This window comes from Microbacterium sp. NPDC077184, from assembly GCF_040687055.1.
Lineage (GTDB): Bacteria > Actinomycetota > Actinomycetes > Actinomycetales > Microbacteriaceae > Microbacterium.
This window is the reverse complement of sequence record NZ_JBFBMM010000001.1, coordinates 47,780-74,669: the sequence shown is the minus strand read 5'-3', so window position 1 is coordinate 74,669 and position 26,890 is coordinate 47,780. Positions and strand designations below refer to the sequence as shown.

Below are 26,890 nucleotides of genomic sequence, written 5' to 3'. Positions count from 1 at the left end.
CCGGCGTAGCATGGCCGCATGACTCAGAAAGCGCTTACCGACGCCGTGCGCGTCGTCGACGGCCAGCGGCCGGCGCGGTCGGTGCTGCGCCTGCTCGCGCGTCGACCCGCGCGCATGACGGGAGCGATCCTGGCGTTCACGATGAAGGAGATCCCGCTGTGGTTCCTCCCCGTCGTCACCGCCGAGATCATCGACATCGTCGCCACCGGGGGCGACGTGCGCACCGTGCTCGGCTGGTTCGCGATCGCCGGGGTCTTGCTGCTGCAGAACTATCCGATGCACATCGTCTACACGCGGAACTTCATGACCGTCGTCCGCGACACCGGCGCCGACCTCCGCAACTCCCTCGCCGCGCGCCTGCAGAGCTTGTCGATCGGCTACCACACGCGCGTCAGCTCCTCGATCGTGCAGACCAAGGTCGTGCGCGACGTCGAGAACGTCGAGCTCATGCTGCAGCAGGTGACGCATCCCCTGCTGTCGTCGATCATGGTGCTCGGCGGCGCCCTCGCGATGACCGCGATCGCGGTGCCGGAGTTCCTCCCCGTCTACGCGCTCGCCGTGCCGATCGCCCTCGGCTTGCGGTGGGTGCTGGGGCGCCGGTCTCGCGTGCGCAACGAGGTCTTCCGGCGCGAGGTCGAGGGCTTCGCCGCGCGCGTCGGCGAGATGGCCTCGCTCATCCCGGTCACCCGCGCCCACGGCCTCGAGCGCACCGCGGTCTCGCGGGTGGCGACCGGAGCGGACGGCGTCCGCCGGGCGGGCCTGCACCTCGACATGCTCAACGGGCACGTCGCGTCACTGTCGTGGGTGAGCATGCAGCTGCTCGGACTCGGATGCCTCGTCCTCGCCGCCGTCTTCTCGCTCTCCGGCATCCTTCCGATCACCCCCGGCGAAGTCGTCCTGCTCTCGACCTACTTCACCCTGCTGACACAGGGGCTGACGGCACTGCTCATGCTCATCCCTGTCGGCGCCCGGGGCCTGGAGTCCATGCGCTCCATCGCGGAGGTGCTGCAGGAGCCGGACCTCGAGCAGAACGAGGGCAAGCGCGCCGTTCCCGAGGTGACCGGGCGCCTCGATCTCGAGCGGGTGAGCCACCGCTACCCGGACGCGGATCGGGACGCCGTCCACGACGTGTCGCTGTCGATCGCCGCGGGCGAGACCGTGGCCTTCGTCGGGTCGTCCGGGTCGGGCAAGTCCACGATGCTCAACCTCGTGCTCGGCTTCGTCCGCCCCACATCCGGGCGCATCCTCCTCGACGGCGCGGACATGCAGGAGCTGGATCTGCGCACCGCCCGGCGTCACGTCTCGGTCGTCCCGCAGGAGTCGGTTCTCTTCGAGGGCACGATCCGCGAGAACATCGCCTACGGCCGCGACGACGTCGAGGACGACCGCATCCGTGCCGCGCTCGTCGACGCGAACGCCGCGGAGTTCGTCGACCGTCTTCCGGAGGGCTGGCACACCGTCGTCGGCGAGCGCGGCGCGCGCCTGTCCGGAGGTCAGCGCCAGCGCCTCGCGATCGCGCGCGCCCTCGTCCGCGACCCGCGGATCCTCCTCCTCGACGAAGCCACCAGCGCCCTCGACCCCGAGTCGGAGGGGCTGGTCAAGAGCGCTCTGACGCGCCTCATGCGCGGTCGGACGACCCTCGTGGTCGCGCACCGGCTCTCCACCATCCGCCAAGCCGACCGCATCATCGTGCTGGAGCACGGCGAGATCGTCGAGGAGGGCGCCCACGACGACCTCCTCGAGCGCGCCGGACGATATGCCCACCTGCACGCGACCCAGGCGGGGATCACCCCGTGATCCATCCCGCCGTCCCTTCCGAAAGGACCGCCGCATGACCGAATCGCTGCGCTGCGCCATCGTCGGCACGGGCGCGATCGCCCACGCCCACCGCCACGCCATCGACGTCGCCCCCGACGCGACCCTCGTCGCCGTGACCGACCTCTCGCGCTCCTCCGCGGAGGCCTTCGCGACCGGCCGCGAGGGCGTCCTCGTGTACGACGACCTCGACACGTTGCTGCAGGATGCCGCCCCCGACGTCGTCCACGTGTGCACGCCGCCGGTGGCGCACGCGGCCCAGGCGATCGCCGCCCTCGAGTCGGGGGCGCACGTGATCGTCGAGAAGCCCCCGGCACCCAGCCTCGACGAGCTCGACGCGATGCGCGCGGCCGCAACCGCCGCGGACCGGCGGCTCGCGGTCGTCTTCCAGCAGCGCACCGGCACCGCCGCGGCGCATGTGAAGGGGCTCCTCGACTCCGGCGCGCTGGGTCGCCCGTTGGTCGCCCTGTGTCAGACACTGTGGTTCCGCGACGCCGACTACTTCGCCGTGCCGTGGCGCGGGAAGTGGGAGACCGAGGGCGGCGGACCCACGCTCGGGCACGGCATCCATCAGCTGGACCTCCTCGCGTTCCTCCTCGGCGACTGGGCGGAGGTGGAGGCGCGCTTGTGGCGCCTGGACCGCGAGACCGCGACCGAGGATGTGTCGACCGCCACGATCCGCTTCGCGCAGGGGACCGTGGCGCAGATGATCACGAGCGCGGTGTCGCCGCGCGAGATCAGCACGATCCGCATCGACACCCAGCGCGCCACGATCACGGTGGATCACCTGTACGGCCACGGGCACGACAACTGGAGGCTCACCCCCGCACCCGGCTTCGAGGACGAGGCAGCCGCATGGGCCCTTCCCGACGTCGAGGAACCGAGCGGGCACGATCCCCTGATGCGCGATGTGTTCGCGGCCCTGCGGACCGGCGCCCCACTGCCGCCGACCGCCGATGCCCCCGCGCGCTCGTTCGAGCTCGTCGCCGCCGTCTACGCCTCCGCCGCCGCCGACGGACGTCCGGTCACCCCCGACGACCTCGCCACCCATCCCACGCACCGCCGCGGTTTCGCGAGCCCCGTGCGCGATCTGCGTGGCTGAGGCGGCACCGGCGCCGGATGCCGATGCCCCCGCGCCGGGCGAGATCTACCGCGACCCCGTGTACGACGGGGCGACCGATCCGACGGTGGTGCGCGCGGACGACGGCACGTGGTGGATGTTCTACACCCAGCGCCGCGCGAGCCACCCCGCCCCCGGACCCGGCGTCGCGTGGGTGCACGGAAGCCGCATCGGCGTCGCCCACTCCGACGACGGCCTCCGCTGGGACTACGCCGGCACGCTCGAGCCGACACCCGTCGGGCTCGCCCTCGACCCCGACGGGCCGCCGGTCACGGTCGGTGAGACCCACTGGGCGCCGGAGGTCATCCACGACGGCCGGCGCTGGCGGATGTTCCTCACCGAGATCGACGGCATCCCGGACGCGTGGCCGGGCCACGCGAGGCACATCGTCGCGTACGTCTCCGACGACCTCGCGACGTGGGAGCGGCAGGGCCCACTCGCCCTCGACAGCGATCGGGTCATCGACGCCGCCGTCGCCCGTTGCCCCGACGGGCTGTGGCGCCTCTGGTACAAGGACGAGGCCGCGGAGTCGGTGACGAAGGTCGCCGCATCCGCTGATCTGGAGTCGTGGCAGAGCGAAGGAACCGCGATCGGCGGCCGCGCGCACGAGGGCCCCTACGTCTTCGCGCTCGCCGACCGATGGTTCCTCCTCACCGACGAGTGGCGGGGCATGGCCGTGTACACCTCCGACGACGCGATCGTGTGGACGCGACAGGGCGCGGCGGATGCCGTCATCCTCGGCGAGCACGGCCCCGCGGACCTCGGCGTGCAGGTCGGCCGCCACGGGATGGTCGTCGTCGACACCGAGACCGACACCGCCCGGCTCTACTACTTCACGCACCCCTGGTGGGACGGCGCCGAGATCGCGGATGCCGCACCGGATGCCGCACGACGCAGCGCCGTCCACGCGGTGACGCTGCGCGTGGGCACGAACGGCCTTCTCATCTGCCGACGTTCATGAATCGTTACAAGATTTGCGAGAAGACTCTTGCGAAACGTTTTTGCGCGGGGTAGCGTAACGGGCAAGCGCTTTCCAGCACCCTGAAGCACCGGGAGACGCTCACACCGCACCATCGGACACGGACGTCGCGAGCGCGAGAATCAGACGCAGACGTCAAGAGAGGACAAGGATGTTCAGCAAGAAGCGGGCCATCACCGGGATCGCCGTCGCGACCGGTGCCGCCCTCGCCCTGGCCGGCTGCGCCGGCGGCAGCGAGCCGGCAGGAACCCTCGACCCCGACGAGGAGGTGACGCTCGACCTCGCCTTCTGGGGCAACGACGTGCGCGCCGAGATGTACAACGAGGCGATCGCCGCGTTCGAGGAGGAGTACCCGAACATCACGGTCAACTCCTCATTCCTCGACTTCCCCGCCTTCTGGGAGCGCCGCCAGACCGAGGCCGCCGGCGGAAACCTCCCCGACGTCATGCAGTTCGACTACTCGTACCTGCGGCAGTACTCCGAGAACGGGCTGCTGCTCGACCTCGACCCCTTCCTCGGCAACGTCATCCAGACCGACCCGATCCCGCAGAACATCCTCGACATCGGCGTCGTCGGCGGCACCACCTACGGCATCGCCACCTCGACCAACGCGTGGGGCATGTACACGAACCCCACCCTCCTCGCCGAGGTCGGCGTCGACGAGTTCGCCGGCGGCACGTGGGACGACTACGCCGCTTGGATGGGCGAGGTCACCGAAGCCAGCGGCGGCGAGGTCTGGGGCGGATCGGACTACGCCGGCCGCATCCAGAACTTCGAGATCCAGCTGCGGGCCGAAGGCGGCGCCCTGTTCACCGAGGACGGCGAGCCCGGCTTCGACGAGGCCCGCCTCGCGGAGTTCTGGGAGGACGGCCAGGAGGTCATCGCCTCGGGCGCCGTCATCTCGGCGCAGCGCCTCGAGGAGATCTTCCCGACGTCCGGCTTCGGTGCGGCACTGACCGCCAGCGAGCTGACCTGGGACAACTTCGGCGCCGGCTACCTCGGCGAGCTGGGCGAGGGCTACCCGGAGCTCGGCCTCGTCGCCCCGCCCATCACCGTCGAGGGTGCGCAGGACCTGTATCTGAAGCCCTCGATGCTGCACTCGATCGCCGCCAACACCGACCACCCGGAGGCCGCCGCGACGCTCGTGGACTTCCTGGTCAACTCGCCGCAGTCGGGTGAGATCTTCGGCACGAACCGCGGCCTCCCGGCCTCCGAGACGGCGCTGGAAGCCGCCGACCTCGACCCGCTGAGCGAGCAGATCCGTGACTACGAAGCCTCCATCCAGGACCGCCTGGGCGACGCCCCGCCGGTGCCGATCGTCGGCTACGGCACGCTCGAGGAGGAGTTCCGGGTCCTCGGCCAGGAGCTCGGCTTCGGCACCATCTCCGTCGAGGACGCGGTCGACCGCTTCTTCACCGAGATGGACGTCGTCCTCAGCAACAACTCGTGAGTGACGAGGGGGTCCGGGCGTATTGCTCGGCCCCCCTCTCACCCCCCCCCTTCCTCGAGACCAGGAGCATCCGTGAGCACGACAACGACGAGGGTCATCGTCACCGGGAAGACCTCGAAACGGTCACTGAGCCCGAGGCAGCGACCCGAGGGTCCGGCCGTCCGTCCCGGCCAGCGCAGCCGCCAGCGCAAGGAGACCCTCGCCGGCTACGGGTTCCTCGTCCCGTGGCTCATCGGCTTCTTCGGCCTCACCATCATTCCGATGGTGTACTCGCTCTACCTGTCGTTCACGCGGTACAACATCTTCTCCGCTCCGGAGTGGCGGGGACTGGACAACTACGTCCGTCTTTTCACCAACGACCCGCAGTTCATCCAGTCGGCGCAGATCACCCTCATCTACGTGCTCGTCGGCACCCCGATCATGCTGGCCGCCGCCCTCGTTGTGGCCATGCTGCTCAACTACCGCGACCGCGGGGCGGCGTTCTTCCGCTCGGCCTTCTACGCCCCGTCACTCATCGGCGCGTCCGTGTCGGTCGCGATCGTGTGGCGGGCGATGTTCGCGGGCGACGGACCGGTCGACAACTTCCTCAGCTTCTTCGGCATCAACGTCGGGTCGTGGATCGGCAACCCGGCCCTCGTGCTCCCCGCGATGGTCATCCTCGCGGTCTGGCAGTTCGGCGCCACGATGGTGATCTTCCTCGCCGGCCTCAAGCAGATCCCCAGGGAGCTCTACGAGGCCGCAGAGATGGACGGCGCCGGTCCCTGGCACCGCTTTCGCGCCGTGACGCTGCCGATGCTCTCGCCCGTGATCTTCTTCAACCTGCTGCTCGGCCTCATCGGCGCCTTCCAGGTCTTCGCGTCGGCCTACATCATCTCCAACGGCACCGGCGGACCTGCCGGTATGACCAACTTCATCACCCTCTACCTCTACAAGCGCGGTTTCCAGGACGGCCAGTTCGGCTACGCCGCCGCGATCGCCTGGGTGCTGCTGGTCGTCGTTGCCATCATCGCCGCCATCCTGTTCCGCACCCAGAAGAACTGGGTCCACTACTCGGGAGACAACCGATGAGCTCCGCATCCTTCGGCGAACCGTCCGTGCAGGTCCTCGAACAGCAGGACCTCGAACAGGACACGCAGAAGCCCTCGACTCGTCGTCGCCGGCGGGTGAAGCGCAAGACGTGGCAGACGGTGGTGTGGTTCGCGGTCCTCGCGGTGATCACCGCGGTGGTCCTCTACCCCCTGGTGTGGCTCCTCTTCGCGACGTTCAAGCCGAACGCCGAGTTCGGCCAGAACCCGGCCCTGCTGCCCGAGAGCCCCACGGTGCAGAACTACCTCACCGTCATGGAGGGCATCGCCGGCATCCCGATGTGGCGGTTCTTCGCCAACTCGCTGATCCTCGCGGTCCTCGCCGTCATCGGGACGGTGATGTCGTCGGCGCTCGCCGCCTACGCGTTCGCGCGCATCCAGTTCAAGGGCCTCGGCATCTTCTTCACGGCCATGATCGGCACGCTCCTCCTGCCGTTCCATGTCGTGATCATCCCGCAGTACCTGCTGTTCAATTCGCTCGACATGATCGACACCTTCTGGCCGCTGGTGCTGCCGAAGTTCCTCGCCACCGAGGCCTTCTTCGTCTTCCTCCTGGTGCAGTTCATGCGGCAGATGCCGCGCGACATGGACGAAGCGGCCCGCATCGACGGCGCCGGTCACATCCGGATCTTCTGGTCGATCATCGTGCCGCTCATCCGCCCGGCCCTCATCACCTGCGCGATCTTCGCGTTCATCTGGAGCTGGAACGACTTCCTCGGCCCGCTCATCTACCTGACGAGCCCCGACAACTACCCGCTGCCGATCGCGCTCCGCCTGTGGAACGACCAGACCTCGACGAGCGACTACGGCGCGACCGTCACCGCGAGCTTCATCGCCCTCGTCCCGGTGCTGCTGTTCTTCATCGTCTTCCAGCGCTTCCTCGTCGACGGCGTCGCGACCCAGGGCCTGAAGGGCTGATCGTGGCCCGCCCCCCGATGTCGGCCCGCGCCGAGGAGCGCGCGGCGAAGCGCGAGGCGCTCTCCGGTGCCGGCCCCACCCCCGAGGGGCACGAGGTCGCACGGAACCCCGGCGCCACGGCACGCTTCGCCCTATTCGGCGAGGTGCTGCTCGTCGGGCTCCTCATCACCGTGGTCTCACTGCCGCTGGTGACGCTTCCCGCGGCGCTGACAGCCGGCATCCGTCACCTGCGGCGATTCGCCTCGGCCGAGGAGTCGCACGCGCGGACGTTCTTCCGCGACCTCCGCCGCGCCCTCCCGGGCGGACTCGTCGTCGGACTGATCGCGGTGGTGGCGACCCTCGTGCTGCTGCTCGACATCGACCTCGCCCGGAGCGGCTTCCTTCCCGGCGGCCCGGTCATCGAAGCCGTCGGCTGGGCGGGTCTGGCCGCGACGGCCCTCGTCGTCCTGACGTCCGCGACGCTGTGGACGCCGGAGGCCGGCTGGCGCGCGACGATCCGCGCGACACCCCGCGCCCTGGCCGCCGACCCCGCCGGGGCCGCGTACCTGCTCGCGACCGTCGTCTTCGCGGTCGTCGTGACGTGGGTGCTTCTCCCGTTGGTCGTCGCCGCCCTCGGGTGCACGGCGCTCGCGGCGATGGCCGTCCCCGTGCGCCCGCGCCGACGCGCCTGACGCCGCGTCCCACCTCTTCCCCCTCTCCCCTCTCGACAGGAGTCCTCGACGTGTTCTACGGCGCCGACTACAACCCGGATCAGTGGCCCGAGGAGGTCTGGGCCGAAGACGTCCGTCTCATGCAGGAGGCGGGGGTCAACATCGTCAGCCTCGGCATCTTCGCGTGGTCGCGCATCCAGCCCGCCGAGGACGTGTGGGACTTCGACTGGCTCGACACCGTCATCGACACCCTGCACGCCGGCGGCATCCGGGTGAACCTCGCCACCGCGACCGCCTCGCCGCCCCCGTGGGTCAGTGCGACCTACCCCGAGACACTCCCGGCCGACCAGAGCGGTGCGTCCTACTGGCCCGGGAGCCGCCAGCACTTCGCCCCGTCCTCCCCCGTGTACCGTCGCCTCGCGGGCGAGCTCGTCCGCCGCCTCGCGGAGCGGTACGTCCACCACCCGGCCGTGGTGATGTGGCACGTCGGTAACGAGTTCGGATGCCACCTGCCGATGGACTTCTCGGATGCCGCACGCGACGCCTACCGCGTCTGGCTGCGCGAGAAGTACACGAGCATCGCCGCGCTCAACGAGGCGTGGGGCACGAGCTTCTGGTCGCAGCGCTACGGATCGTTCGACGAGATCTTCCCCCCGCGCCTCGCGCCCTACAGTCACAACCCGTCGTCGATGCTGGACTGGCGCCGCTTCACCAGCGACATGCTGCTGGAGTGCTACCTCGCCGAGCGCCGCATCCTGCAGGAGGCCGGGGCGACCCAGCCGATCACGACGAACTTCATGGGCCCGTTCAAGCCGGCCGACTACCGCCGGTGGGCGCCGCACATGGATGTCATCGCCGACGACTGCTATCCGGATCCCGCGAACCCCCACCGCGTCCGTGACGCCGCGTTCCAGCGCGACCTGGTCCGCTCCCTCAAGCCCGACGTGCCGTGGCTGCTGTGGGAGCAGGCGACGGATGCCGTCAACTGGCGGCCCGCCAACCCGGGGAAGTCGCCCGGCATGCTCATGGCCGAGACCGCCCAATCGGTCGGGCGCGGAGCCGACGGGATCATGTTCTTCCAGTGGCGGCAGTCCCGCGCGGGGAGCGAGAAGTTCCACTCGGCGATGCTCCCGCACGCCGGGACCGAGACCCGCACGTGGGACGCGGTCACCGAGCTGGGAGCACGCCTCGCGGCCCTCCCGGCCCTCCCCGTCCCGGCACCGGGATCCGATGCGCGCGTCGGTCTCGTCTTCGACTGGGAGAACTGGTGGGCGGTCGAAGAGCGCGACCACCCGGTGCTGCTGGACTACCTCGCGATCTGCCTCGACTGGTACGGCGCGCTCCACGCCCGCGGCATCCAGGTCGACATCATCGCGCCCGAGGAGGCGACCGGCGAGCGCGTCGACCTCGTCCTCGCGCCGGCGCTCTACCTCCTCCGCGACGAGGGCGCTGACGCACTCGTGCGCTTCGTCGAGAACGGCGGCACGCTCCTCGGCGGCCCCTTCACCGATATCGTCGACGCCCACGACCAATTCCTCCCCGGCGGGTTCCTCACCCGGCTCGGCGAGGTGTTCGGCATCCGCTTCGAAGACTTCGGCGCCCTCCCTGCCCGCGGCGCCGGTGGCATGGGGGTCGGCGCCCTGCAGGCCTCCGCGCCAGGCGCGGCGACGGATGCCGCCCGCGTCGGCGTCCGCTACGGCGACGTCGTCTTCGATGGCGGCCTCGTCGCCGAGCACATCCACGCGCGCGGCGCCGACGTCCTCGCGCGCTTCGCCGACGGGCTCGCCGAGGGCGGCGCAGCCCTCACCCGCCACCGGCACGGCACCGGCGAGGCCTGGTACGTCGCGACGCATCCGGACGCCGCCGGCATCGACGCCATCGTCTCCGCGGTCGTCGCGGGAGCCGGCATCCGTCCTGTCGTGGAGAACCTCCCGGCCGGCGTGGAGGCCGCCCGCCGCGGCGACCTCGTGACCGTCATCAACCACACCGACGCCCCCGTGTCGGTCGACATCGAAGGCACCGACGCCGAAACCGGCGCGGCTCTCGGACGCACCTCGCTCGCACCGCAGCAGGTCGTGTTCGCCCTGGTACCGAACACGGCACCGACGCCCTCGTCCGCACCCGCGCGCGACGAGTCCTTCGTTTCCCTTCCTTCCTGACAGGACCACCATGAGAACACCTCGATTCGTCGCCGCCGTCGCCGTCGTCTCGGCCGCCGCCCTCGGACTCGCCGCGTGCGCGAGCGACACGGGCGGAGGCGCCGCCGAGTTCGACCCCGAGGCCGAGGTCACGCTGACCTTCGCGTTCTGGGGCAACGACGACCGCGCCACCCGGTACAACGACCTCATCGCCGCGTTCAACGAGGAGTACCCGAACATCACGGTGAACACCACGTTCACCGACTTCCCCAGCTACTGGGAGAAGCGCCAGACCGAGGTCGCCGGCGGCGGACTCCCGGACGTGTTCCAGTTCTCCGACAGCTATCTGCGCCAGTACGCCGAGCCCGGGCACGTGCTCGACCTCGGCACGGTGTCCGACTACATCGACTTCTCGACCTTCGACGATGCACTGCTCGGCACCGGACGCCTCGACGGCGTGCAGTACTCACTCCCCACGGGGTATTCGATGTGGGCGAACTTCGTCAACGACGACATCCTCGCCGAGTACGATCTCACCGCCCCCGAGGGCGGGTCGACCTTCGACGCGTTCGACACCTGGATGGCCGACGTCACCGACACCACCGGGGGCGCGGTGTACGGCGGCACCGACTACACGCAGCGCATCCAGGTCTTCGAACTCGTCCTCCGCGCGAACGGAGGCAACCTGTACACCGAGGACGGCGAGCTCGGATTCACCGAGGACGAGCTCCGCGGTTTCTGGGCGTCGGGCGACGACATCCGCGACGGGGTGACCGTGCCGCAGGTGCAGCTCGAGGAGATCAGTCCCGTCTCCGGATTCGGCGCGGGCCTGACGGCGAGCGAGATGAGCTGGAGCAACTTCCTCGGCGGGTATCTCGCCGACTCCGGTGCGGAGTCGATCTCGATCGTCGCGCCGCCCACCGCCGTCGAGGGGTCGAAGGACCTGTACCAGCAGGGCGGGCTCCAGATCGCCATCGCGGCGAACACCGACGAGCCCGAGGCCTCGGCGATCTTCCTCGACTACATCGTCAACAGCCCCGAGGCGGGCGAGATCTTCGGCACGACGCTCGGATTCCCCGCCTCCACCAGCAAGCTGGAAGGCACCACCCTGGAGGGCGTCGACAAGCAGGTCGCGGATTACATCGCCTCGGTCGCCGACCGCGTCGGCGAGGCCCCGCCCGTGCCTGTGATCGGCTACGGCTCGCTCGAGCAGACCTTCTGGGATCTCGGCAAAGAGCTGGGACTCGGCACCGTCACCGTCGACGAGGCGGTCGACCGCTTCTTCACCGAGGCGGACGTCATCCTCCAGTGAGACCCGGTGGGGTGCGGGCGATCCGCGCGCACCCCACCGACCACACCGGTCGAGTATGTTGCAAGCGACCACATTTCCCCATCCCCCGGAGAATCCATGTCTGACACCACCGCGCGCCTGGACCCTTACCTCGAGATCGCCCCGATCGACCGCCGCATCTTCGGCGGATTCGTCGAGCATCTCGGACGCCACATCTACGATGGCATCTTCGAGCCCGGCCACCCCACCGCCGACGGGAGCGGCTTCCGTCAGGACGTCATCGACCTCGTCCGCGAGCTCGGCGTCAGCACCATCCGCTACCCCGGCGGCAACTTCGTCTCGGGCTACCGCTGGGAAGACGGGATCGGCCCGATCGAGGAGCGTCCGCGCCGGCTCGATCTCGCCTGGCACGCCACGGAGACCAACCGGATCGGACTGCACGAGTTCCAGCAGTGGCTCGACGCGGTCGGCAGCGACCTGATGCTCGCGGTGAACCTCGGTACGCGCGGCACGGCCGAGGCGCTGGACCTTCTCGAGTACGCGAACACCATCGTGCCGACGGCGTGGACCGAGCTGCGCGCGGCCAACGGCCACCCCGAGCCCTTCGCGGTGAAGATGTGGTGCCTCGGCAACGAGATGGACGGACCCTGGCAGCTCGGGCACCGGAACGCCGAAGACTACGGCAAGCTCGCCTCGCGGACCGCCAAGGCGATGCGCCAGCTCGACCCGTCGGTCGAGCTCGTCGCGTGCGGATCGTCCGGCCGCACGATGCCGACCTTCGGCTCGTGGGAGCGCGAGGTGCTGCAGCACACGTTCGACGACGTCGACTTCATCTCCTGCCACGCCTACTACCAGGAGCGCGACGGCGACGCGCAGGAGTTCCTCACCTCGGGCGAGGACATGGCCCGCTTCATCGCCTCGGTCGTCGCGACCGCCGACCACGTCGCCGCCGAGCGCAACAGCGACAAGCGCATCATGATCTCGTTCGACGAGTGGAACGTCTGGTACCTGGACCGCTGGGAGGCCCAGCAGAAGCAGTACGGCCCCGACGAATGGCCGATCGCTCCGCGCCAGCTCGAGGACTCCTACAGCGCGCTGGATGCCGTCGTCTTCGGCGACCTCATGATCACCCTCCTCCAGCACGCCGACCGGGTGCGCTCGGCATCCCTCGCACAGCTGGTCAACGTGATCGCTCCGATCATGACCGAGCCGGGCGGACCGACCTGGCGGCAGACGACCTTCTTCCCGTTCTCGCTCACCTCGCGCCTCGCGCAGGGACGCGCGGTGCGCGTGCCGGTCACCACCGGCACTGTACCGAGCGCCCGGTTCGGCGACGTTGCGGCGGTGAACGCCGTCGCGACGATCGACGACGATGGCGTGACGCTGTTCCTCGTGAACCGCTCCGTGAACGACGCGACGGACGTGCGGGTTGACCTGTCCCCGCTCGGCGCCGCCGGTCTCGCCGTCGTCGAGGCGCACCTCCTTCACGAGGACGACCTCGCCGCAGCCAACACGCTCGAGAACACCGAGCGCGTCGGCATCCGGCGGGCGGACGCCCGGATGACGGATGCCGAACTCACCGTCGCACTGCCGCCGGTGTCGTGGGCCGCGATCCGGCTGGGCTCGGCGTGAGCGCCGCCGCACGGGCGCGGGTTCGCGCCGACACGGCGCCCGTGCGGCGTCCCGCGATGGGGAACGACATCGACGCCCGGCCGGGGCTCGAGGTCACCAGCGCCGCACTCCTCCGCGACGGCCGCCCGTGGCTCCCGGTGTCGGGCGAGCTGCACTACACACGAGTGCCCCGGGCGCGCTGGACCGAACGGATCCGGCTCATGCGCGCGGGCGGGATCGACGTCGTGTCGACCTACGTCCCGTGGATCCACCATCAGCCCGAGCCGGGGCCACCCGACTTCCGCGGCGGGCTCGACGTCGCGGCGTTCGTGGACGCCGTCCGCGCCGAGGGCCTCGAGCTCGTGCTGCGGATCGGCCCGTGGGCGCACGGCGAGCTCCGTAATGGCGGCTACCCCGACTGGGTGCAGGCGCTTCCCGTCCGGCATCGTACGGACGACCCGGCCTATCTCGCGGTGGTGCGGGACTGGTTCGGCGCGCTCGGGGCGGCGCTCGACGGACGCGCGCGCCCCGAGAACATCCTCGGCATCCAGCTCGAGAACGAGCTCTACGACCAGCCCGACCACATCGTCACCCTGAAGGGTCTCGCCCGGGAGGCCGGGCTCTCGGCCCCGCTGTGGACGGCGACGGCGTGGGGGTCGGCGCAGCTTCCGGAGGGCGAGGTCGTCCCGCTCTGGGGCGGGTACGGCGACGGCTTCTGGGTGGACCCCGACCAGCCGTGGGATGACACCTTCCGTGCGCACTTCTTCTTCTCCGACCGCTGGGACGATCCCGGGATCGGCGCCGACCTGCGGGCCACGGAGGTCGCCGCCGCCGCTGCCGCGTCCGAACTGTTCCCCCGCGCCACGTGCGAGGTCGGCGGCGGCATGGCGACCGCGTACCACCGCCGCCCGCGCCCGGCCGCGGCCGACATCGCCGCCGTGGCGCACGCGAAGCTCGGCAGCGGATCGGCCTGGCAGGGCCTCTACATGTACGCCGGCGGGGCGAACCCGACCCTCGGCACCGCCGAGACCCAGGCGACTGGGTACCCCAACGACCTGCCGGAGCTCAGCTACGACTTCCACGCCCCGATCGGCGAAGCCGGACGCGTCGCGCCGTCGCACGCGGCGCTGCGCCTCCAGCACGCGGTGGTCGAGGCGTTCGGCTCCGACCTCGCGACGATGCCGACGACGTTCCCGGACGTCGCACCCGCGGGCGTGCGCGACCGCACGACGCCGCGATGGGCGGTCCGCAGCGACGGGACCCGTGGGTTCCTCTTCGTCGGGTGGCAGCAGCCGTACGAGCCGCTGGACGATCTGCCCGGCATCCGTTTCCGCGTCGAGACCGACGAGCGGACATGGGAGGTGCCCGACCGCGCGGTGACCATCCCGGCCGGCACCCTCGCGTGCTGGCCGCTCGGGCTGACGCTCGGCGGGGTGGAGGTCGCGTGGGCGACGGCGTCGCTCGTCACCGTCCTCGACGGCGTGGCCGACGCGGGCGCGGGCGCCGTGCCGACCCTCGTGCTGCGCGAGGACGCGGGGATCGAGGTCCGCGCCGAGATCGACGGTGCCGTCCGGATCCTGCGTCCGAGCATGGACCCGGTGCGCGTGACCGGCGCCGACGGAGCGCTCGACCTCCTGGTCGTGCCCGCGCACCTCGCCGCCGATCTGTGGGTGGTCGACGCCGCGACGGGACGGCGACGCCTCTTCCTTGCGCGCGACGAGCTGACCTGGGATCCCACCGGCACCGTGTCGGTGCGGACCGAGGCGCAGTCGCCCGACGTTCTGGAGTATCTGCCCGGGGCCCGCCGCTGGCGCCGCCCGGTGTGGTCCGCACCGGTGGGCGGCTGCACGGCGACGGTGGTCCCGGAGCAGATCCGCGCGGGTATGACGCCGGATGCCGGTGGCTACGGCGCCCGTGACAGCCGGCACACCGCCCCCGACCGCTCGGTCATCGACGCCCAGGCCGCGGTGCATCGCCTGCACCTCCCCCACTCCGTCGGAGCGGACGCGACCCTGCGGATCGACTGGGCGGGAGACATCGCCCAGCTCCGCGCCGACGGGCGCGTCGTCGCGGACCGGTTCTGGGACGGCTCGCCGTTCGTCGTCGACCTCGACGACCTCGGCATCGACCCCGACACCGACCTGCAGCTGTGGATCCTGCCGCTGCGCACGGATGCCGGCATCCACCTCCCCGCCGATGCGGCGCAGCGACTCGCGAGCGCGGCCGGCGACGGAGCGTCCGCGCTGTGCGCGCTGGACGGAGCCCGCGTCGCCACTCCCGGGCGCGGGGCCGAAAAGGACGCCGCGGGAGGGCGCTGACGCTCCCGTCCACTGGGAAAGCGCTTGCGGATCGCCGATCCGCCGTGGCACACTGGAACAAGTTGGAAAGCGTTTACCGATCCTCTCGGATCGGTCCCCCGCCTCGGCGGGTCACACCCGCAGAAAGAAGGCCACCGTGAGCGACACCGCCCTCGCCCCCGCCGTCACCCCGGCATCCGTCGACCGTCCCGCCGTCCGCGAGGTCGGCATCATCATGAACGGCGTCTCGGGTCGCATGGGGTACCGCCAGCACCTGGTCCGCTCGATCCTCGCGATCCGCGACGCCGGCGGCATCGTGCTCCCCGACGGCACGCGCCTGACGGTGAAGCCGCTCCTGGTCGGGCGCAGCGCGGTCAAGCTCGCCGAGCTCGCCGCCCGCCACGGCATCGAGGACTACACCACCGATCTCGACGCCGCCCTCGCCGACCCGCGCTGGGAGATCTACGCCGACTTCCTGGTGACGAAGGCCCGCTCGTCGGCCCTCCGCAAGGCGATCGCCGCCGGCAAGACGATCTACACCGAGAAGCCCACCGCCGAGACCGCCGACGAGGCGCTGGAGCTCGCGAAGCTCGCCGCCGCCGCCGGCGTGAAGACCGGCGTCGTCCACGACAAGCTCTACCTCCCCGGTCTGCAGAAGCTCAAGCGCCTCATCGACTCCGGCTTCTTCGGCCGCATCCTGTCGGTGCGCGGCGAGTTCGGCTACTGGGTCTTCGAGGGCGACTGGCAGCCCGCGCAGCGTCCGAGCTGGAACTACCGCGCCGAAGACGGCGGCGGGATCATCGTCGACATGTTCCCGCACTGGAACTACGTGCTGGAGAACCTCTTCGGCGAGGTCAAGAGCGTCTACGCGCAGGCATCCGTGCACATCGCCGACCGCTGGGACGAGAACGGCGAGCACTACACCGCCACCGCGGAGGATGCCGCGTACGGGATCTTCGAGATCGACGGCAACGCTTCGGGCGAGCCGATCGTCGCGCAGATCAACTCCTCCTGGACGGTGCGCGTCAACCGCGACGAGCTCGTGGAGTTCCACGTCGACGGCACGCACGGCTCGGCCGTGGTCGGGCTCTTCGGCGCGAAGATCCAGCACCGCAACGCCACCCCGAAGCCCGTGTGGAACCCCGACCTCGCCGACGACCACGATTACGACGCCGACTGGGCCGAGGTGCCCACCAACGACGTCTTCCAGAACGGGTTCAAGCAGCAATGGGAGGAGTTCCTCCTCTCCTACGCCCTCGGCACCGACTACGCTTTCGACCTCCTCTCCGGCGCCCGCGGCGTGCTTCTCGCCGAGGCGGGACTCCGCTCGAGCCGCGAGGGCCGCAAGGTCGAGCTGACCGCGCTGAGCCTGGACTGACCCGTGGGCGACCTCACCCTCCTCGCTCCCGACGGCGCGCTCTCGCGCGTCGCCCTGCCCGACGCGCCGGCCTACGCCCGGCCGACGGCGCCGCTCCGCTCGCGCGTGGCCTACGCCGCCGCGCACGTGGTGCCGCGGGTCGCGGGTGACAACACCCCGGGGCGCCCCGCCGACATCGACTGGGACGCCACCCTCGACTTCCGCCGCTCCGTGTACGGGTGGGGGCTCGGCGTCGCCGACGCGATGGACACCGCCCAGCGGAACATGGGCCTCGACGCCGCCGCGACGCGCGAGCTCATCGCCCGGTCGGCGGAGGTCGCCCGCGAGAGCGGCGGCCGGGTCGTCGTCGGAGTCAACACCGACCACGTCGAGGAGGAGCGCATCCCGCTCCGCGCCGTGACCGACGCCTTCCTCTCCCAGCTGGCCTTCACCGAGGAGCAGGGGGCCGGGCCGGTCCTCATGGCCTCGCGCCATCTGGCGCGCGCCGCGGAATCGGCCGAGGACTACCGCCGCGTCTACCGCGAGGTGCTGCAGGCGGCATCCGGGCCGGTCGTGCTGCACTGGCTGGGCACCGCGTTCGACCCGACCCTCGAGGGGTACTTCGGCTCCAGCGACTGGCGTGCGGCATCCGCTGTCCTGCTCGAGATCATCGAGGAGAACGTCGACAGGGTCGCCGGGGTGAAGATGAGCCTCCTGGATGCCGCGTCCGAAGTGTCGGTACGCGAGCGCCTGCCCGAGGGCGTGCGCATGTTCACCGGCGACGATTTCAACTACGTCGGCCTCATCGGCGGGGCCTCGGTCCCGGGCGCGGTCCAGCCCGCGCGCGACGCGGGGGCGCGGCACCAGCACTCCGACGCGCTGCTCGGCGCGTTCGCGGCGCTCGCCCCCTCCGCCTCTGCGGCGATCCAGGCGCTCGATGCGGACGACCCCGACCGGTACCTCGCGATCCTCGGGCCCACCGAGGAGCTCAGCCGGCAGATCTTCGCCGCGCCGACCTTCTACTACAAGACCGGGGTCGCGTTCCTGTCGTGGCTGAACGGACACCAGACCGCCTTCCAGATGGTCGGGGGCCTGCACTCCGCGCGGAGCCTTCCGCACCTCTCCCGCGTCGTCGAGCTCGCCGCCGGCTGCGGCGCGCTGGAGGATCCTGAGCTCGCCGCCGATCGCTGGCACGGGATGCTGCGCGTGAACGGGGTCGACGCGTGAGCGCGGCATCCGTCGGCGGGGTTTCGGGGACTTCGCGCCTGTCGATCAATCAGGGGACGATCAAGCACGCCTCCCTCGCCGAAGCACTGCGCGCGACGACGGATGCCGGGGTGCCGGCGATCGGACTGTGGCGCGAGCCGGTGCAGGAGGTCGGGCTCGACGTCGCCGCGTCGATGGTCGCCGACTCGGGACTGCGGGTGTCGACCCACTGCCGCTCGGGCTTCTTCACGATGCCCGAGGGTCCGGACCGTCGCGCCGGGATCGATGACAACCGCCGCGCGATCGAGGAGTGCGCGGCGCTCGCCGCCGCAGGGGCCGTGGGCTCCGTCGCGGTGCTGGTGCTCGTCGCCGGGGCGCTGCCGGACGGGTCGCGCGACCTCCTCGGGGCGCGCGCCCGGGTGCGCGACGCGATCGGCGAGCTCGCCCCGTTCGCCGCCGAGTCCGGGGTGCAGCTGGCGATCGAGCCGCTGCACCCGATGTACGCCTCCGACCGGTGCGTCGTCTCGACGCTCGGCCAGGCGCTCGACATCGCCGCGGACTTCGAGCCCACTGTCGTCGGCGTCACGGTCGACACCTTCCACATCTGGTGGGACCCCGATGTGCTTGCGCAGATCGCGCGGGCCGGCCGCGAGGGCCGGATCGCGACGTACCAGGTGTGCGACTGGAAGACGCCGCTGCCCGCGGACGTCCTCCTCAGCCGCCATTACCCGGGCGACGGCGTGATCGACTTCGCCTCTCTCACGCGCGCGGTCGAGGACACCGGATACGACCGCGACATCGAGGTCGAGATCTTCAACGCCGACATCTGGGCGCGGCCCGCCGCGACCATCGCGCGCGAGACCGCCGCATCCTTCGCCGCCGCCGTCGCCCCGCACCTCCGCACCCGCTGACCCCGCCTCCGTCCCCGTTCGGTGGCACCCCGTTCACTTGTCGCGTGTTGCGGGATTCGCGCCCCGCGACCCGCAGTAGGAGCCGAGTGAACCGGGGTGGGCGGCGTTGAGTGGCGCCTTCGCGCGGGTCGGCGCGCCGCGCACCCACGCGAAGGCGCCACCGAACAGGTGACCCATCCCGTTCAGTTGTCACCTCCTGCGGGTGTCGCGCCTCGCGACCCGCAAGAGGCGACGAGTGAACCGGGGGCTCACCCCTTGTGGAGAGCGCGGTAGGCGGTGGGGCTCACGCCGTGGGTCTTGCGGAACCGGCGGGAGAAGTAGAACGCGTCGTCCATGCCGACCTGCCGCGCGATCTCGGCGACGGTCAGGTCCGTCGTGTCGAGCAGGCGCCGGGCGCGCGCCATCTTCAGCGACAGGTGGTGGGCGACGACGCCCCCGCCGGTCGCCTGGCGGAAGAGCGCAGCCAGATGAGACGGCGAGACCCCCACGAGTGCGGCGAGCTCGCCGACCTGCACGTGCCCGTCGACGCGGTCCTTGAGATACCGCATCGCACGCTCGACCGGCGTGCCGTCCTCGGGCAGCAGCCGATCGACGGCGAGCTGGGTCATCAGGCGCCAGGCCATCCCGCTCGTCGCGACGAGCCGCGCGGGGGTCATGTCGCGCTCGAGCGACGTGACGATCTCATCGAGCAGCGCGGTGATGCGATCAAGCGACCGCAGCGACAGCAGGGGCGCATCGGAACGGATGCCGCAGGCCCCGACCAGCTCGTCGACATCACGTCCCCGCACGTGCACCCACCAGATCGTCCAGGGTTCCCCCTCGCTCGCCCCATAGGCATGGGGAGTCCCGGCGGGAAGGATGATCGCGCCGCCCGGCCCGATCCGCACCCGGGCGTCCTCGACCTCGAGCCATCCCGCGCCGCCGACGCACACGATGACGATCGTCTCGGCCGCACCCTCGTCGCGGCGCCGGGCGTGTTGAGCGGCCCGCGAGAAGAACCCGGCGTCGGTGACGAGGATCCGCCGGGTCACCCCGCGGGCGAGCGCCGCCTCGACCAGCGGTCGCGGCACGACGGCGAGCCTCTGGCGATCGAAGCCGTCGGCGCGTTCCATGGCGGCATCCTCTCACGCAAGGCCAGCTCACGACGCCGAGCGCGCGACCAGCGGATCGTCCAGGCCTCTCCCGCGATCACCCATGGTCCCGAGCGTCACGTCTTCGTACGCTCGACGCGTGACTCCCGACGACGCCGCCCCGAGCCGCATCGAGCTCCCCGCCGCCCCCGCCGATCAGCGGGCGATCCTCGACGCGGGCGGTGTCGCCTGCTGGAGCGAGCCGCTCACGATCGACACGTACGACGCGGGCGATCCCGACCCGTACCCGCTGTTCCTCGACCGCCGCGTGTACCAGGGCTCGAGCGGGCGGGTGTATCCGATGCCGATGATCGACCACGTCGCGCACGACAAGCGGCCGCGGTCGTGGCAGGCGATCCACCTCGAGAACGCCTACGTCCGCCTCGTGCTGCTCCCCGAGCTCGGCGGCCGCATTCATATCGGCTTCGACAAGGTCGCCGGGTACGACTTCTTCTACCGCAACAACGTCATCAAGCCCGCGCTCGTGGGCCTCGGCGGCCCGTGGATCTCGGGCGGCGTGGAGTTCAACTGGCCACAGCACCACCGGCCCGCCACCTTCCTCCCCGTCGACACCCGGATCGAGCGCGAGCCCGACGGCGCGGTCGTGGTGTGGCACAGCGACCTCGACCCGCTCCAGCGGATGCGCGGCTCGCACGGCATCCGTCTGCGTCCCGGCTCGTCGCTCATCGAGGCGGAGGTCGCGCTCCACAACCGCACCGACACGATGCAGACGTTCCTGTGGTGGGCGAACGTCGCCGCGCGCGCGCACGAGCGCTACCAGTCGTTCTTCCCCGATGACGTCGGCTTCGTCGCCGACCACGCCCGCCGTGCGGTCACCGCCTTCCCCCGCGCCGACCGCCCGTACTACGGCGTCGACTACCCGGCCCTCGCCGCCGAGACTCCGGACGCCGACCGCATCGACGTCTACAGCAACATCCCCGTACCGACGTCGTACATGATCACCGACACCGACGACGCGTTCTTCGGCGGCTACGACCACGCCGCCGACGCCGGGTTCGTCCACTGGGCCGACCCCGCCCTCTCGCCCGGCAAAAAGCAGTGGACCTGGGGCACCGGCGAGATCGGACGCGCCTGGGACGCGCAGCTCACCGACGACGACGGCCCCTACGTCGAACTGATGGCGGGCGTCTACACCGACAACCAGCCCGACTTCGCGTGGCTCGCGCCGGGAGAGACGAAGCGCTTCAGCCAGTTCTGGTACCCGATCCACGCGATCGGCGCGGCTCGTCAGGCGACGACGGATGCCGCGGTCTCGGTCGACGGCGACGGACGCGTCGGCGTCCTGACCACCCGCATCCGGTCCGTCGTGGTGACGGTTCACGACCGCCTCGGGAACACGCGCACGCGCACCGCGACCGTCGGCCCGGACGCGCCCCTGCTGCTGACGCGCGAACGCGACGATCGCCCCGCGGGCGGGATTACGCGCGTGACCGTGGAGGATGCCGACACCGGCGCGCAGCTGGTCGAGTGGCGGGAGCGGCCCACGCCCACGCGCGAACCCTGGGTGGCGACCGCTCCCCCGCAGCCGACGGAGATCGCGTCGACCGATGAGCTGCTCGTCACCGCGACGCACCTCGAGCAGTACCGGCATCCGACCCGCGACGCCGTTCCGTACCTGCGGGAGGTGCTCGGGCGCGACCCGGGCGAGCACCGCGCCGCGACCGCCCTGGCCGCGTGGCACCTCCGTCGCGGCGAGGACGACGCGGCATCCGCTCACCTCGACGTCGCCCTCGCGCGCCAGACCCGACGGAACCTCAACCCCCGCGACGGCGAGGCGCTGTACCTCGCCGGCCTCGTCGCCGAGCGGCGGGGCGACCTCGACACCGCCGACCGCCGCCTCGCGCGCGCGGCCTGGAACACGGCGTGGGCGGCGCCGGCGTCCCTCGCGCGGGCGCGCCTCGCGCTCCGCACGCGCCGGCACGCCGATGCCCTGCGGCTCGCGACCGACGCGGGCGACATCCCCGAGGCGCGCCGGCTCGTCGCCCTCACGCTGGTCCGGCTCGGGAAGCGGGCCGACGCCGAAGGCCACGTGCGCCGGCTCCTGGACGACGACCCGCTGGATGCCGGCACCGCGATCCTCGCGCGGGCGCTGGGGCTCGCGGCATCCGTCTCCCTCCCGGCGCCGTCCGCAGATCCGCGCGCCGTGCTCGACGTCGCCGGCGAGTTCGCCCGCGCGGGAGCGTACGCGGAAGCCCTCGCCGCCACGGATTCCCCCACGCCCGCGCCGCCGGAGACCCCGACCGCGTTCGGCAACATCGCGCCCCTCCGTCACGTCCTCCGGGCCGCGTGGGCGGATGCCGCGGGTGACGACGCAACCCGTGACGCCGAGCACGCCGCCCTCGCCTCGGCGTCGCTCGCGCTCGCCTTCCCCGCCGGCCTCGACGTCTACGACGCGATGACCCGGCTCGCGGCATCCGTCTCCGCGCCCGACGCCGCGCGCACCGTCGCCCGCGCCCTTCGGGGCATGTGGCTGCTCGACGCCGGCCGCGACGCCGACGCCCTCGCCGATCTCACCGCGGCGACGGATGCCGGACTCGACGACCCCGTCGCGTGGCGCAACCGCGCCCTGGCGATCGTCCGCACCGGCGGATCCCTCGACGACGCCGATCGGGCCTTCGCCGCGGCGATCGCCCTCCGCCCCGACGGGCGCCTGCTGTTCGAGCGCGACCTCCTCGGCGCGGTCGCGGGGCGGACCGCGGACGACCGCCTGGCGCTCCTCGAGAAGCACACCGACGTGCTGCCGACCCGCGACGACCTCGCGCTCGCCCACGTGACGCTGCTGCTCGAAGCGGACCGCATCGACGAGGCCTGGCACATCCTCACCACGCGCACCTTCCGTCCGTTCGAAGGCGGCGAGGGGCGGGTCATCGCCGCGTACGACCGTGCCGCGTGCCTCCTCGCGCGGCGCTTCCTCGACGAGGGCGAGACGGATGCCGCGATCGCCCTGCTGGAGGAGGGCATCGTCGTGCCTCCGCACCTCGGCGAGGGCCGGCATCCGGCCGAGCGTCCGACCGAGCGCCTCGTGCTCCTCGGGGACGCGCACGCCGCGGCCGGCGATCGCGACGCGGCGCGGCGGGCGTGGGAGGCGGCGTGCGCCGACACCCCGTACGCGGTCGGCGAGCGCGCCCTCGCCGAGGCGGATGTCTGGGTCGGGATCGCCCACACCCGTCTCGGGGATCTCGACCGCGCCCACGCCCTCTGGGATGCGCTCGACGCGCGCGCCGACGAACTCGACCGCGCGCGCGATGCGGTCGACTACTTCGCCACGTCCCTCCCGGAGCTCGTGGTCTTCGACGCCGACACGGCCGCGGCTCGCGCGGCGACGGCGGCGCGCCTGCGCGCGGGAGCCGCGGCGGGGCGCGCCCTGTCGGATACCGCCACCGCCGAGAGGACCCCCGCATGAGCGACCGCTACCTGGGTTCCGGTACGATCCCCGAAATCCGCGAGGGCCTCACCGGCGCGGTGCCCGCGCATCTCCCCGAACGCCTGACGATCAGCCTGTGGGACTTCTCCTGGTACACCCGTGCCGGGAGCGGCGACGTGTACGCCGACCTGGACGCGGCCGTCGCCGACGCCGCGTCCCTCGGGTACAACACCCTCCGCATCTGCGCCGCGCCGCTGCTGCTCTTCGGCGACCTGGGCCTGGAGGAGCAGGCCCTCGCGATCGAGGGGCTCGGCGCGGCGCCCGACGGCGGGTTCTACGGTCAGCGCACCCGCTGGTACGACGCCCCGGGTGGGTACACGCTCGATCTCCGCGCCCATCTGCTCGCCCTCTTCGCCGCGTGCGAGCGCCACGGGATGGTCGTGATCCTCGCGAGCTGGGAGTACCAGCAGTCCCCGGCGTTCGCCGCGTCGTCGGCGTGGTTCGACGCGATCGACGCCGTTCCGCTCGCCGAGCGCTACCGGGTGCTCGCGGCAGCCTGGGACCGCCTGATCGCCTTCCTCACCGCGCACGGGCACCGCGAGCGCATCGCCCTGGTCGAACTCCACAACGAGGTCGACTTCTCGATCCTCCCGGCGCTTGCCGACGGCGGCGTCGAGCAGGTGTCATGGCTGCTGTCGCGGCATCCGGACCTCCTCATCACGGCCAGCTACGGCAAGCCGCCGCACCTCGCGATGCACCGCGTCCCCGAGGGGATCGGCGCCGCGCAGTTCCACGTCTACAGCTACGGCGTGCTGGATGCCCTGCAGAAGAGGATCGACATCCGTTCCGAGGGGAGCGCGGACTTTCCCAACGCACAGCTGCGCGCCCTGCTGCGGGCGGACGCGCCCACGGTCGCCGGATACGGGCGCGCCGCGGAGTGGAAGTACCGCGCGACCGTCGTGACGGATCAGATGATCTACGGCTACGACTGGATCGATCCGGATGCCTGGGACGGATGGCTGCGGGAGCACGAGGGTCCGTATCTGGAGGTGATGCGGCGCGAGATCGAGTCGCGGGTGATCGCGATCGCGGAGTGGGCGCGCGCGCAGCGGATCCCGGCGCTGGTCGGCGAGGGGTGGGTGGGGTACACCCCGCTCCACGGCACGTTCGAGGAGGGGCCGACGGGCCGCGCGCTCGCCGAGCACGGGGTCGAGACCGCGCTCGAGTACGGCGTGTGGGGCGTGGTGCTGTGCTCGAACGCCGCTCCGCACCACCCGATGTGGCAGCAGCGCGCCTGGCAGCGCGCGCAGAACGCCCGCATTCTCGCCCACCCGGTCGACGCGTAGCCGTTCAGTGGCGCCTTCGCGCGGGTCACGGCGGCGCACACCCGCACGAAGGCGCCACTGAGCGGAGGAAGGCGCGCGAGGCAGGGCGACACGCGGGAGGTAAGCGTTTCCTGACGCCGGGGCATCGCGGGGGTGGCGCTCTAGACTCGGGCGCGTGAGCGAGATCATCGCGCCCTCCCGAAGCGCTGCCACCCTGCACGACGTGGCGCGCGAGGCCGGCGTATCCCTGGCGACCGCGTCCCGCGTGCTCAACGGCTCGACCCGCAAGGTCGCCGAGAGCTATCGCGAGCGCGTCGAGGCCGCCGCCGAGAAGCTCGGCTACACCGCGAACCTCTCGGCTCAGGCGACCGCGCGCGGCACCTCCGCGATCGTCGCACTGCTCGTCGCCGACATCGCCGACCCCTACTTCGGCCAGCTCGCCTCCGGCGTCGCCCGCGGCGCCGACGAAGCGGGCCTCGTCGTCACGATCGCCATCACCGAACGCGACGCCCAGCGCGAGACGCGTCTGGTGAGGGCCCTTCGCGGCCAGCGTCCGCGCGGCCTCATCCTCGCCGCATCCCGCACCGACGGCCCGGACTCCGTGGGGCTGGATGCCGAGCTCACCGCCTTCTCGGCCGGCGGGGGGCAGATCGTCTCCCTCGGCCCCGACGGCCCGGGCCGCGCGGTGTCGGTCGACAACGTCGGCGGGGCGACGGCGCTCGGCGCGCAGCTGGCGGCGCTCGGCTACACGCGCGCGGTCATCGTCGCCGCGGGGGTCGGCATCCGCACGTCCGACGATCGCGTCGCCGGCTTCACCGCCGGCTTCACCGGGGCCGGCGGTGAGATCCAGGAGGTCGTGCGCGGCGGGTTCACGCGCGACGCCGGCTACGACACCGCGCGCGCGCTCCTCGAGCGCGGCCTGGAACCCGGCACCCTCGTCTTCGGCATCAGCGACGTCGTGGCGATCGGCATCATGTCGGCGGTGCGGGATGCCGGGCTCCGCGTGGGCTCAGACATCGCGGTCGCCGGCTTCGACGACATCGCCACGGGCCGCGACATCCGTCCGGGGCTGACGACGGTGCGCGTGCCGCTGGAGGACCTCGGCTACCGCGCCCTGCACGCCGCCGTCGATGCGGAGTGGGCCCCCGACCCGCAGCCGCTCCCCCTCGAGGTCATCGTGCGCGGGAGCACACCGCCACGCAGCTGATGGTCCGCCGTCCCGCCGTCGTGACGATCGCCGACGTCGCCGCGCGTGCCGGCGTCTCGCTGTCGACCGTCTCGCGCGCATTGAACGGCAACCCGACGGTCGATCCGGCCCTCGCCGCGCGCGTGCGCGCCGCCGCCGCGGAGCTGGACTACACCGCCAACCCGTGGGCGCGGAGTCTCGTGTCGGGGCGAACGCAGACGATCGCCGTCGTCGTTCCGGACCTCGCCAATCCCACCTTTCAGACGATCCTGCGCGGACTCGGCCGCGCGGCCTCCGCCGACGACTTCCACGTGCTCGTGTCCGACTCAGCCGAGTCCGTCGACGCCGAACGCACCCTCGCCACGACGACACGGCGGCGCACCGACGGCGTCATTCTCTGCGCCCCGCGGATGCCGCAGCCCGACCTCGACGCCCTCGCGGCGACGCTCACCCCGCTCGTGCTCATCAATCGCACCTCCCCCGAGGTCGCGAGCGTCCGCGCCGACTACGGCAGCGCTCTCCGCGCCCAGCTCGACGACCTGCATCGGCTCGGACACCGCCGGATCGTGTACCTCGCCGGCGCCCCGGGCAGCGCCTCGGGGGCGCAGCGCGCGGATGCGCTCGACGCGTTCGCCGCGGCGCACCCCGAGGTCGATCTGCGTCGCCTCCCCTGCGGAGTGGATGCGGATGCCGGGGCCGCCGCCGCCGACGCCGTGCTCGGCTCGGGAGCGACGGCCGCGCTCGCCTTCAACGACCTCGTCGCCGTCGGCCTCCTCGACGCGATCCGTCGCCGCGGATGCCGGGTTCCGGACGACCTGTCGATCGTGGGGTTCGACGACATCCCCTTCGCCCGCTTCACCACTCCGCCCCTCACGACGGCGGCCGTCCCCGCGGAGGAGCTGGGACGCGCGGCCTGGGTGCGGATGCGGGCCCTCCTCGCCGGCGAGGCGCCGCCGCCGTCGCTCACGCTCGTCCCGGAGCCGGCCGTGCGCGACACAGCCGGGCCACCGCCCTCCTGAGCGGGCCACCACCATCC

The 26,890-nt window shown here is 71.8% G+C and carries 19 protein-coding genes; 18 read left to right on the top strand and 1 reads right to left on the bottom strand.

Features of this window, described 5'->3' with window-relative positions; translation table 11 throughout:
• The first annotated feature begins 18 nt into the window (after positions 1-18).
• The 14 genes from AB0O93_RS00290 to AB0O93_RS00225 all read left to right on the top strand — a co-directional run bounded on the left by AB0O93_RS00290 (position 19) and on the right by AB0O93_RS00225 (position 18,828).
• Positions 19-1,797 carry an ABC transporter ATP-binding protein gene (locus tag AB0O93_RS00290; RefSeq protein ID WP_363339415.1) on the top strand — a complete coding sequence of 593 codons (1,779 nt, stop codon included), beginning with the start codon at positions 19-21 and terminating at the stop codon, positions 1,795-1,797.
• A 34-nt stretch (positions 1,798-1,831) separates the two neighbouring features.
• The gene (locus AB0O93_RS00285) at positions 1,832-2,917 is read left to right on the top strand and encodes a Gfo/Idh/MocA family oxidoreductase (protein ID WP_363339413.1); all 1,086 of its coding nucleotides are present in this window, start codon (positions 1,832-1,834) and stop codon (positions 2,915-2,917) included.
• A complete protein-coding gene (locus AB0O93_RS00280; protein WP_363339411.1) occupies positions 2,910-3,896 on the top strand; it encodes a family 43 glycosylhydrolase in 987 nt (328 codons plus the stop codon). Before AB0O93_RS00285 ends, AB0O93_RS00280 begins: the two co-directional genes overlap by 8 nt.
• Before the next feature lie 169 nt (positions 3,897-4,065).
• Positions 4,066-5,364 (top strand): extracellular solute-binding protein, encoded by a 1,299-nt coding sequence (locus AB0O93_RS00275; protein WP_363339409.1) that lies wholly within the window; start codon positions 4,066-4,068, stop codon positions 5,362-5,364.
• Positions 5,365-5,436: 72 nt separating this feature from the next.
• Positions 5,437-6,432, top strand: coding sequence for a sugar ABC transporter permease (locus AB0O93_RS00270; RefSeq protein ID WP_363339407.1), 996 nt, complete (start codon positions 5,437-5,439; stop codon positions 6,430-6,432).
• A complete protein-coding gene (locus AB0O93_RS00265; RefSeq protein WP_363339405.1) occupies positions 6,429-7,367 on the top strand; it encodes a carbohydrate ABC transporter permease in 939 nt (312 codons plus the stop codon). Before AB0O93_RS00270 ends, AB0O93_RS00265 begins: the two co-directional genes overlap by 4 nt.
• Before the next feature lie 2 nt (positions 7,368-7,369).
• Positions 7,370-8,038, top strand: a complete 669-nt coding sequence (locus tag AB0O93_RS00260; RefSeq protein WP_363339403.1) for a hypothetical protein — start codon at positions 7,370-7,372, stop codon at positions 8,036-8,038.
• A gap of 50 nt (positions 8,039-8,088) precedes the next feature.
• A complete protein-coding gene (locus tag AB0O93_RS00255) occupies positions 8,089-10,176 on the top strand; it encodes a beta-galactosidase (protein WP_363339401.1) in 2,088 nt (695 codons plus the stop codon).
• A 10-nt stretch (positions 10,177-10,186) separates the two neighbouring features.
• Positions 10,187-11,467, top strand: coding sequence for an extracellular solute-binding protein (locus AB0O93_RS00250; protein ID WP_363339399.1), 1,281 nt, complete (start codon positions 10,187-10,189; stop codon positions 11,465-11,467).
• Positions 11,468-11,563: 96 nt separating this feature from the next.
• Positions 11,564-13,078, top strand: a complete 1,515-nt coding sequence (locus AB0O93_RS00245; RefSeq protein WP_363339397.1) for an alpha-L-arabinofuranosidase C-terminal domain-containing protein — start codon at positions 11,564-11,566, stop codon at positions 13,076-13,078.
• Positions 13,075-15,375, top strand: coding sequence for a beta-galactosidase (locus AB0O93_RS00240; RefSeq protein ID WP_363339396.1), 2,301 nt, complete (start codon positions 13,075-13,077; stop codon positions 15,373-15,375). Before AB0O93_RS00245 ends, AB0O93_RS00240 begins: the two co-directional genes overlap by 4 nt.
• Before the next feature lie 136 nt (positions 15,376-15,511).
• Entirely contained in the window at positions 15,512-16,732 is a 1,221-nt protein-coding gene (locus AB0O93_RS00235; protein ID WP_363339394.1) for a Gfo/Idh/MocA family oxidoreductase, read from the top strand.
• Between the two features lie 3 nt (positions 16,733-16,735).
• Complete coding sequence (locus tag AB0O93_RS00230; RefSeq protein WP_363339392.1) at positions 16,736-17,938, top strand: DUF993 family protein; 1,203 nt, start codon at positions 16,736-16,738, stop codon at positions 17,936-17,938.
• Positions 17,935-18,828 carry a sugar phosphate isomerase/epimerase family protein gene (locus AB0O93_RS00225; RefSeq protein WP_363339390.1) on the top strand — a complete coding sequence of 298 codons (894 nt, stop codon included), beginning with the start codon at positions 17,935-17,937 and terminating at the stop codon, positions 18,826-18,828. Before AB0O93_RS00230 ends, AB0O93_RS00225 begins: the two co-directional genes overlap by 4 nt.
• Positions 18,829-19,076: 248 nt before the next feature.
• Here the strand turns inward: AB0O93_RS00225 and AB0O93_RS00220 are convergent, their stop codons facing one another.
• Complete coding sequence (locus AB0O93_RS00220; RefSeq protein WP_363339388.1) at positions 19,077-19,940, bottom strand: helix-turn-helix domain-containing protein; 864 nt, start codon at positions 19,938-19,940, stop codon at positions 19,077-19,079.
• Positions 19,941-20,058: 118 nt separating this feature from the next.
• Here AB0O93_RS00220 and AB0O93_RS00215 point away from each other — a divergent pair, with 118 nt between their 5' ends.
• From AB0O93_RS00215 to AB0O93_RS00200, 4 genes are all read left to right on the top strand, one after another.
• Positions 20,059-23,382, top strand: a complete 3,324-nt coding sequence (locus AB0O93_RS00215) for a DUF5107 domain-containing protein (RefSeq protein ID WP_363339386.1) — start codon at positions 20,059-20,061, stop codon at positions 23,380-23,382.
• Positions 23,379-24,689, top strand: coding sequence for a cellulase-like family protein (locus AB0O93_RS00210; RefSeq protein WP_363339384.1), 1,311 nt, complete (start codon positions 23,379-23,381; stop codon positions 24,687-24,689). Before AB0O93_RS00215 ends, AB0O93_RS00210 begins: the two co-directional genes overlap by 4 nt.
• Before the next feature lie 154 nt (positions 24,690-24,843).
• Positions 24,844-25,875 (top strand): LacI family DNA-binding transcriptional regulator, encoded by a 1,032-nt coding sequence (locus tag AB0O93_RS00205; protein WP_363339382.1) that lies wholly within the window; start codon positions 24,844-24,846, stop codon positions 25,873-25,875.
• On the top strand, positions 25,875-26,873 hold the full coding sequence (locus tag AB0O93_RS00200; RefSeq protein WP_363339380.1) for a LacI family DNA-binding transcriptional regulator: 999 nt from the start codon (positions 25,875-25,877) through the stop codon (positions 26,871-26,873). The genes AB0O93_RS00205 and AB0O93_RS00200 overlap by 1 nt, the downstream gene beginning before the upstream one ends.
• Positions 26,874-26,890: the final 17 nt, after the last annotated feature.

What these genes read in the sequence shown, in the direction of transcription:
- AB0O93_RS00200 (WP_363339380.1), top strand. Translation starts at nt 25,875, where the DNA reads ATGGTCCGCCGTCCCGCCGTCGTGACGATCGCCGACGTCGCCGCGCGT.
- AB0O93_RS00290 (WP_363339415.1), top strand. Translation starts at nt 19, where the DNA reads ATGACTCAGAAAGCGCTTACCGACGCCGTGCGCGTCGTCGACGGCCAG.
- AB0O93_RS00220 (WP_363339388.1), bottom strand. Translation starts at nt 19,940, where the DNA reads ATGGAACGCGCCGACGGCTTCGATCGCCAGAGGCTCGCCGTCGTGCCG.
- AB0O93_RS00265 (WP_363339405.1), top strand. Translation starts at nt 6,429, where the DNA reads ATGAGCTCCGCATCCTTCGGCGAACCGTCCGTGCAGGTCCTCGAACAG.
- AB0O93_RS00250 (WP_363339399.1), top strand. Translation starts at nt 10,187, where the DNA reads ATGAGAACACCTCGATTCGTCGCCGCCGTCGCCGTCGTCTCGGCCGCC.
- AB0O93_RS00210 (WP_363339384.1), top strand. Translation starts at nt 23,379, where the DNA reads ATGAGCGACCGCTACCTGGGTTCCGGTACGATCCCCGAAATCCGCGAG.
- AB0O93_RS00285 (WP_363339413.1), top strand. Translation starts at nt 1,832, where the DNA reads ATGACCGAATCGCTGCGCTGCGCCATCGTCGGCACGGGCGCGATCGCC.
- AB0O93_RS00275 (WP_363339409.1), top strand. Translation starts at nt 4,066, where the DNA reads ATGTTCAGCAAGAAGCGGGCCATCACCGGGATCGCCGTCGCGACCGGT.
- AB0O93_RS00245 (WP_363339397.1), top strand. Translation starts at nt 11,564, where the DNA reads ATGTCTGACACCACCGCGCGCCTGGACCCTTACCTCGAGATCGCCCCG.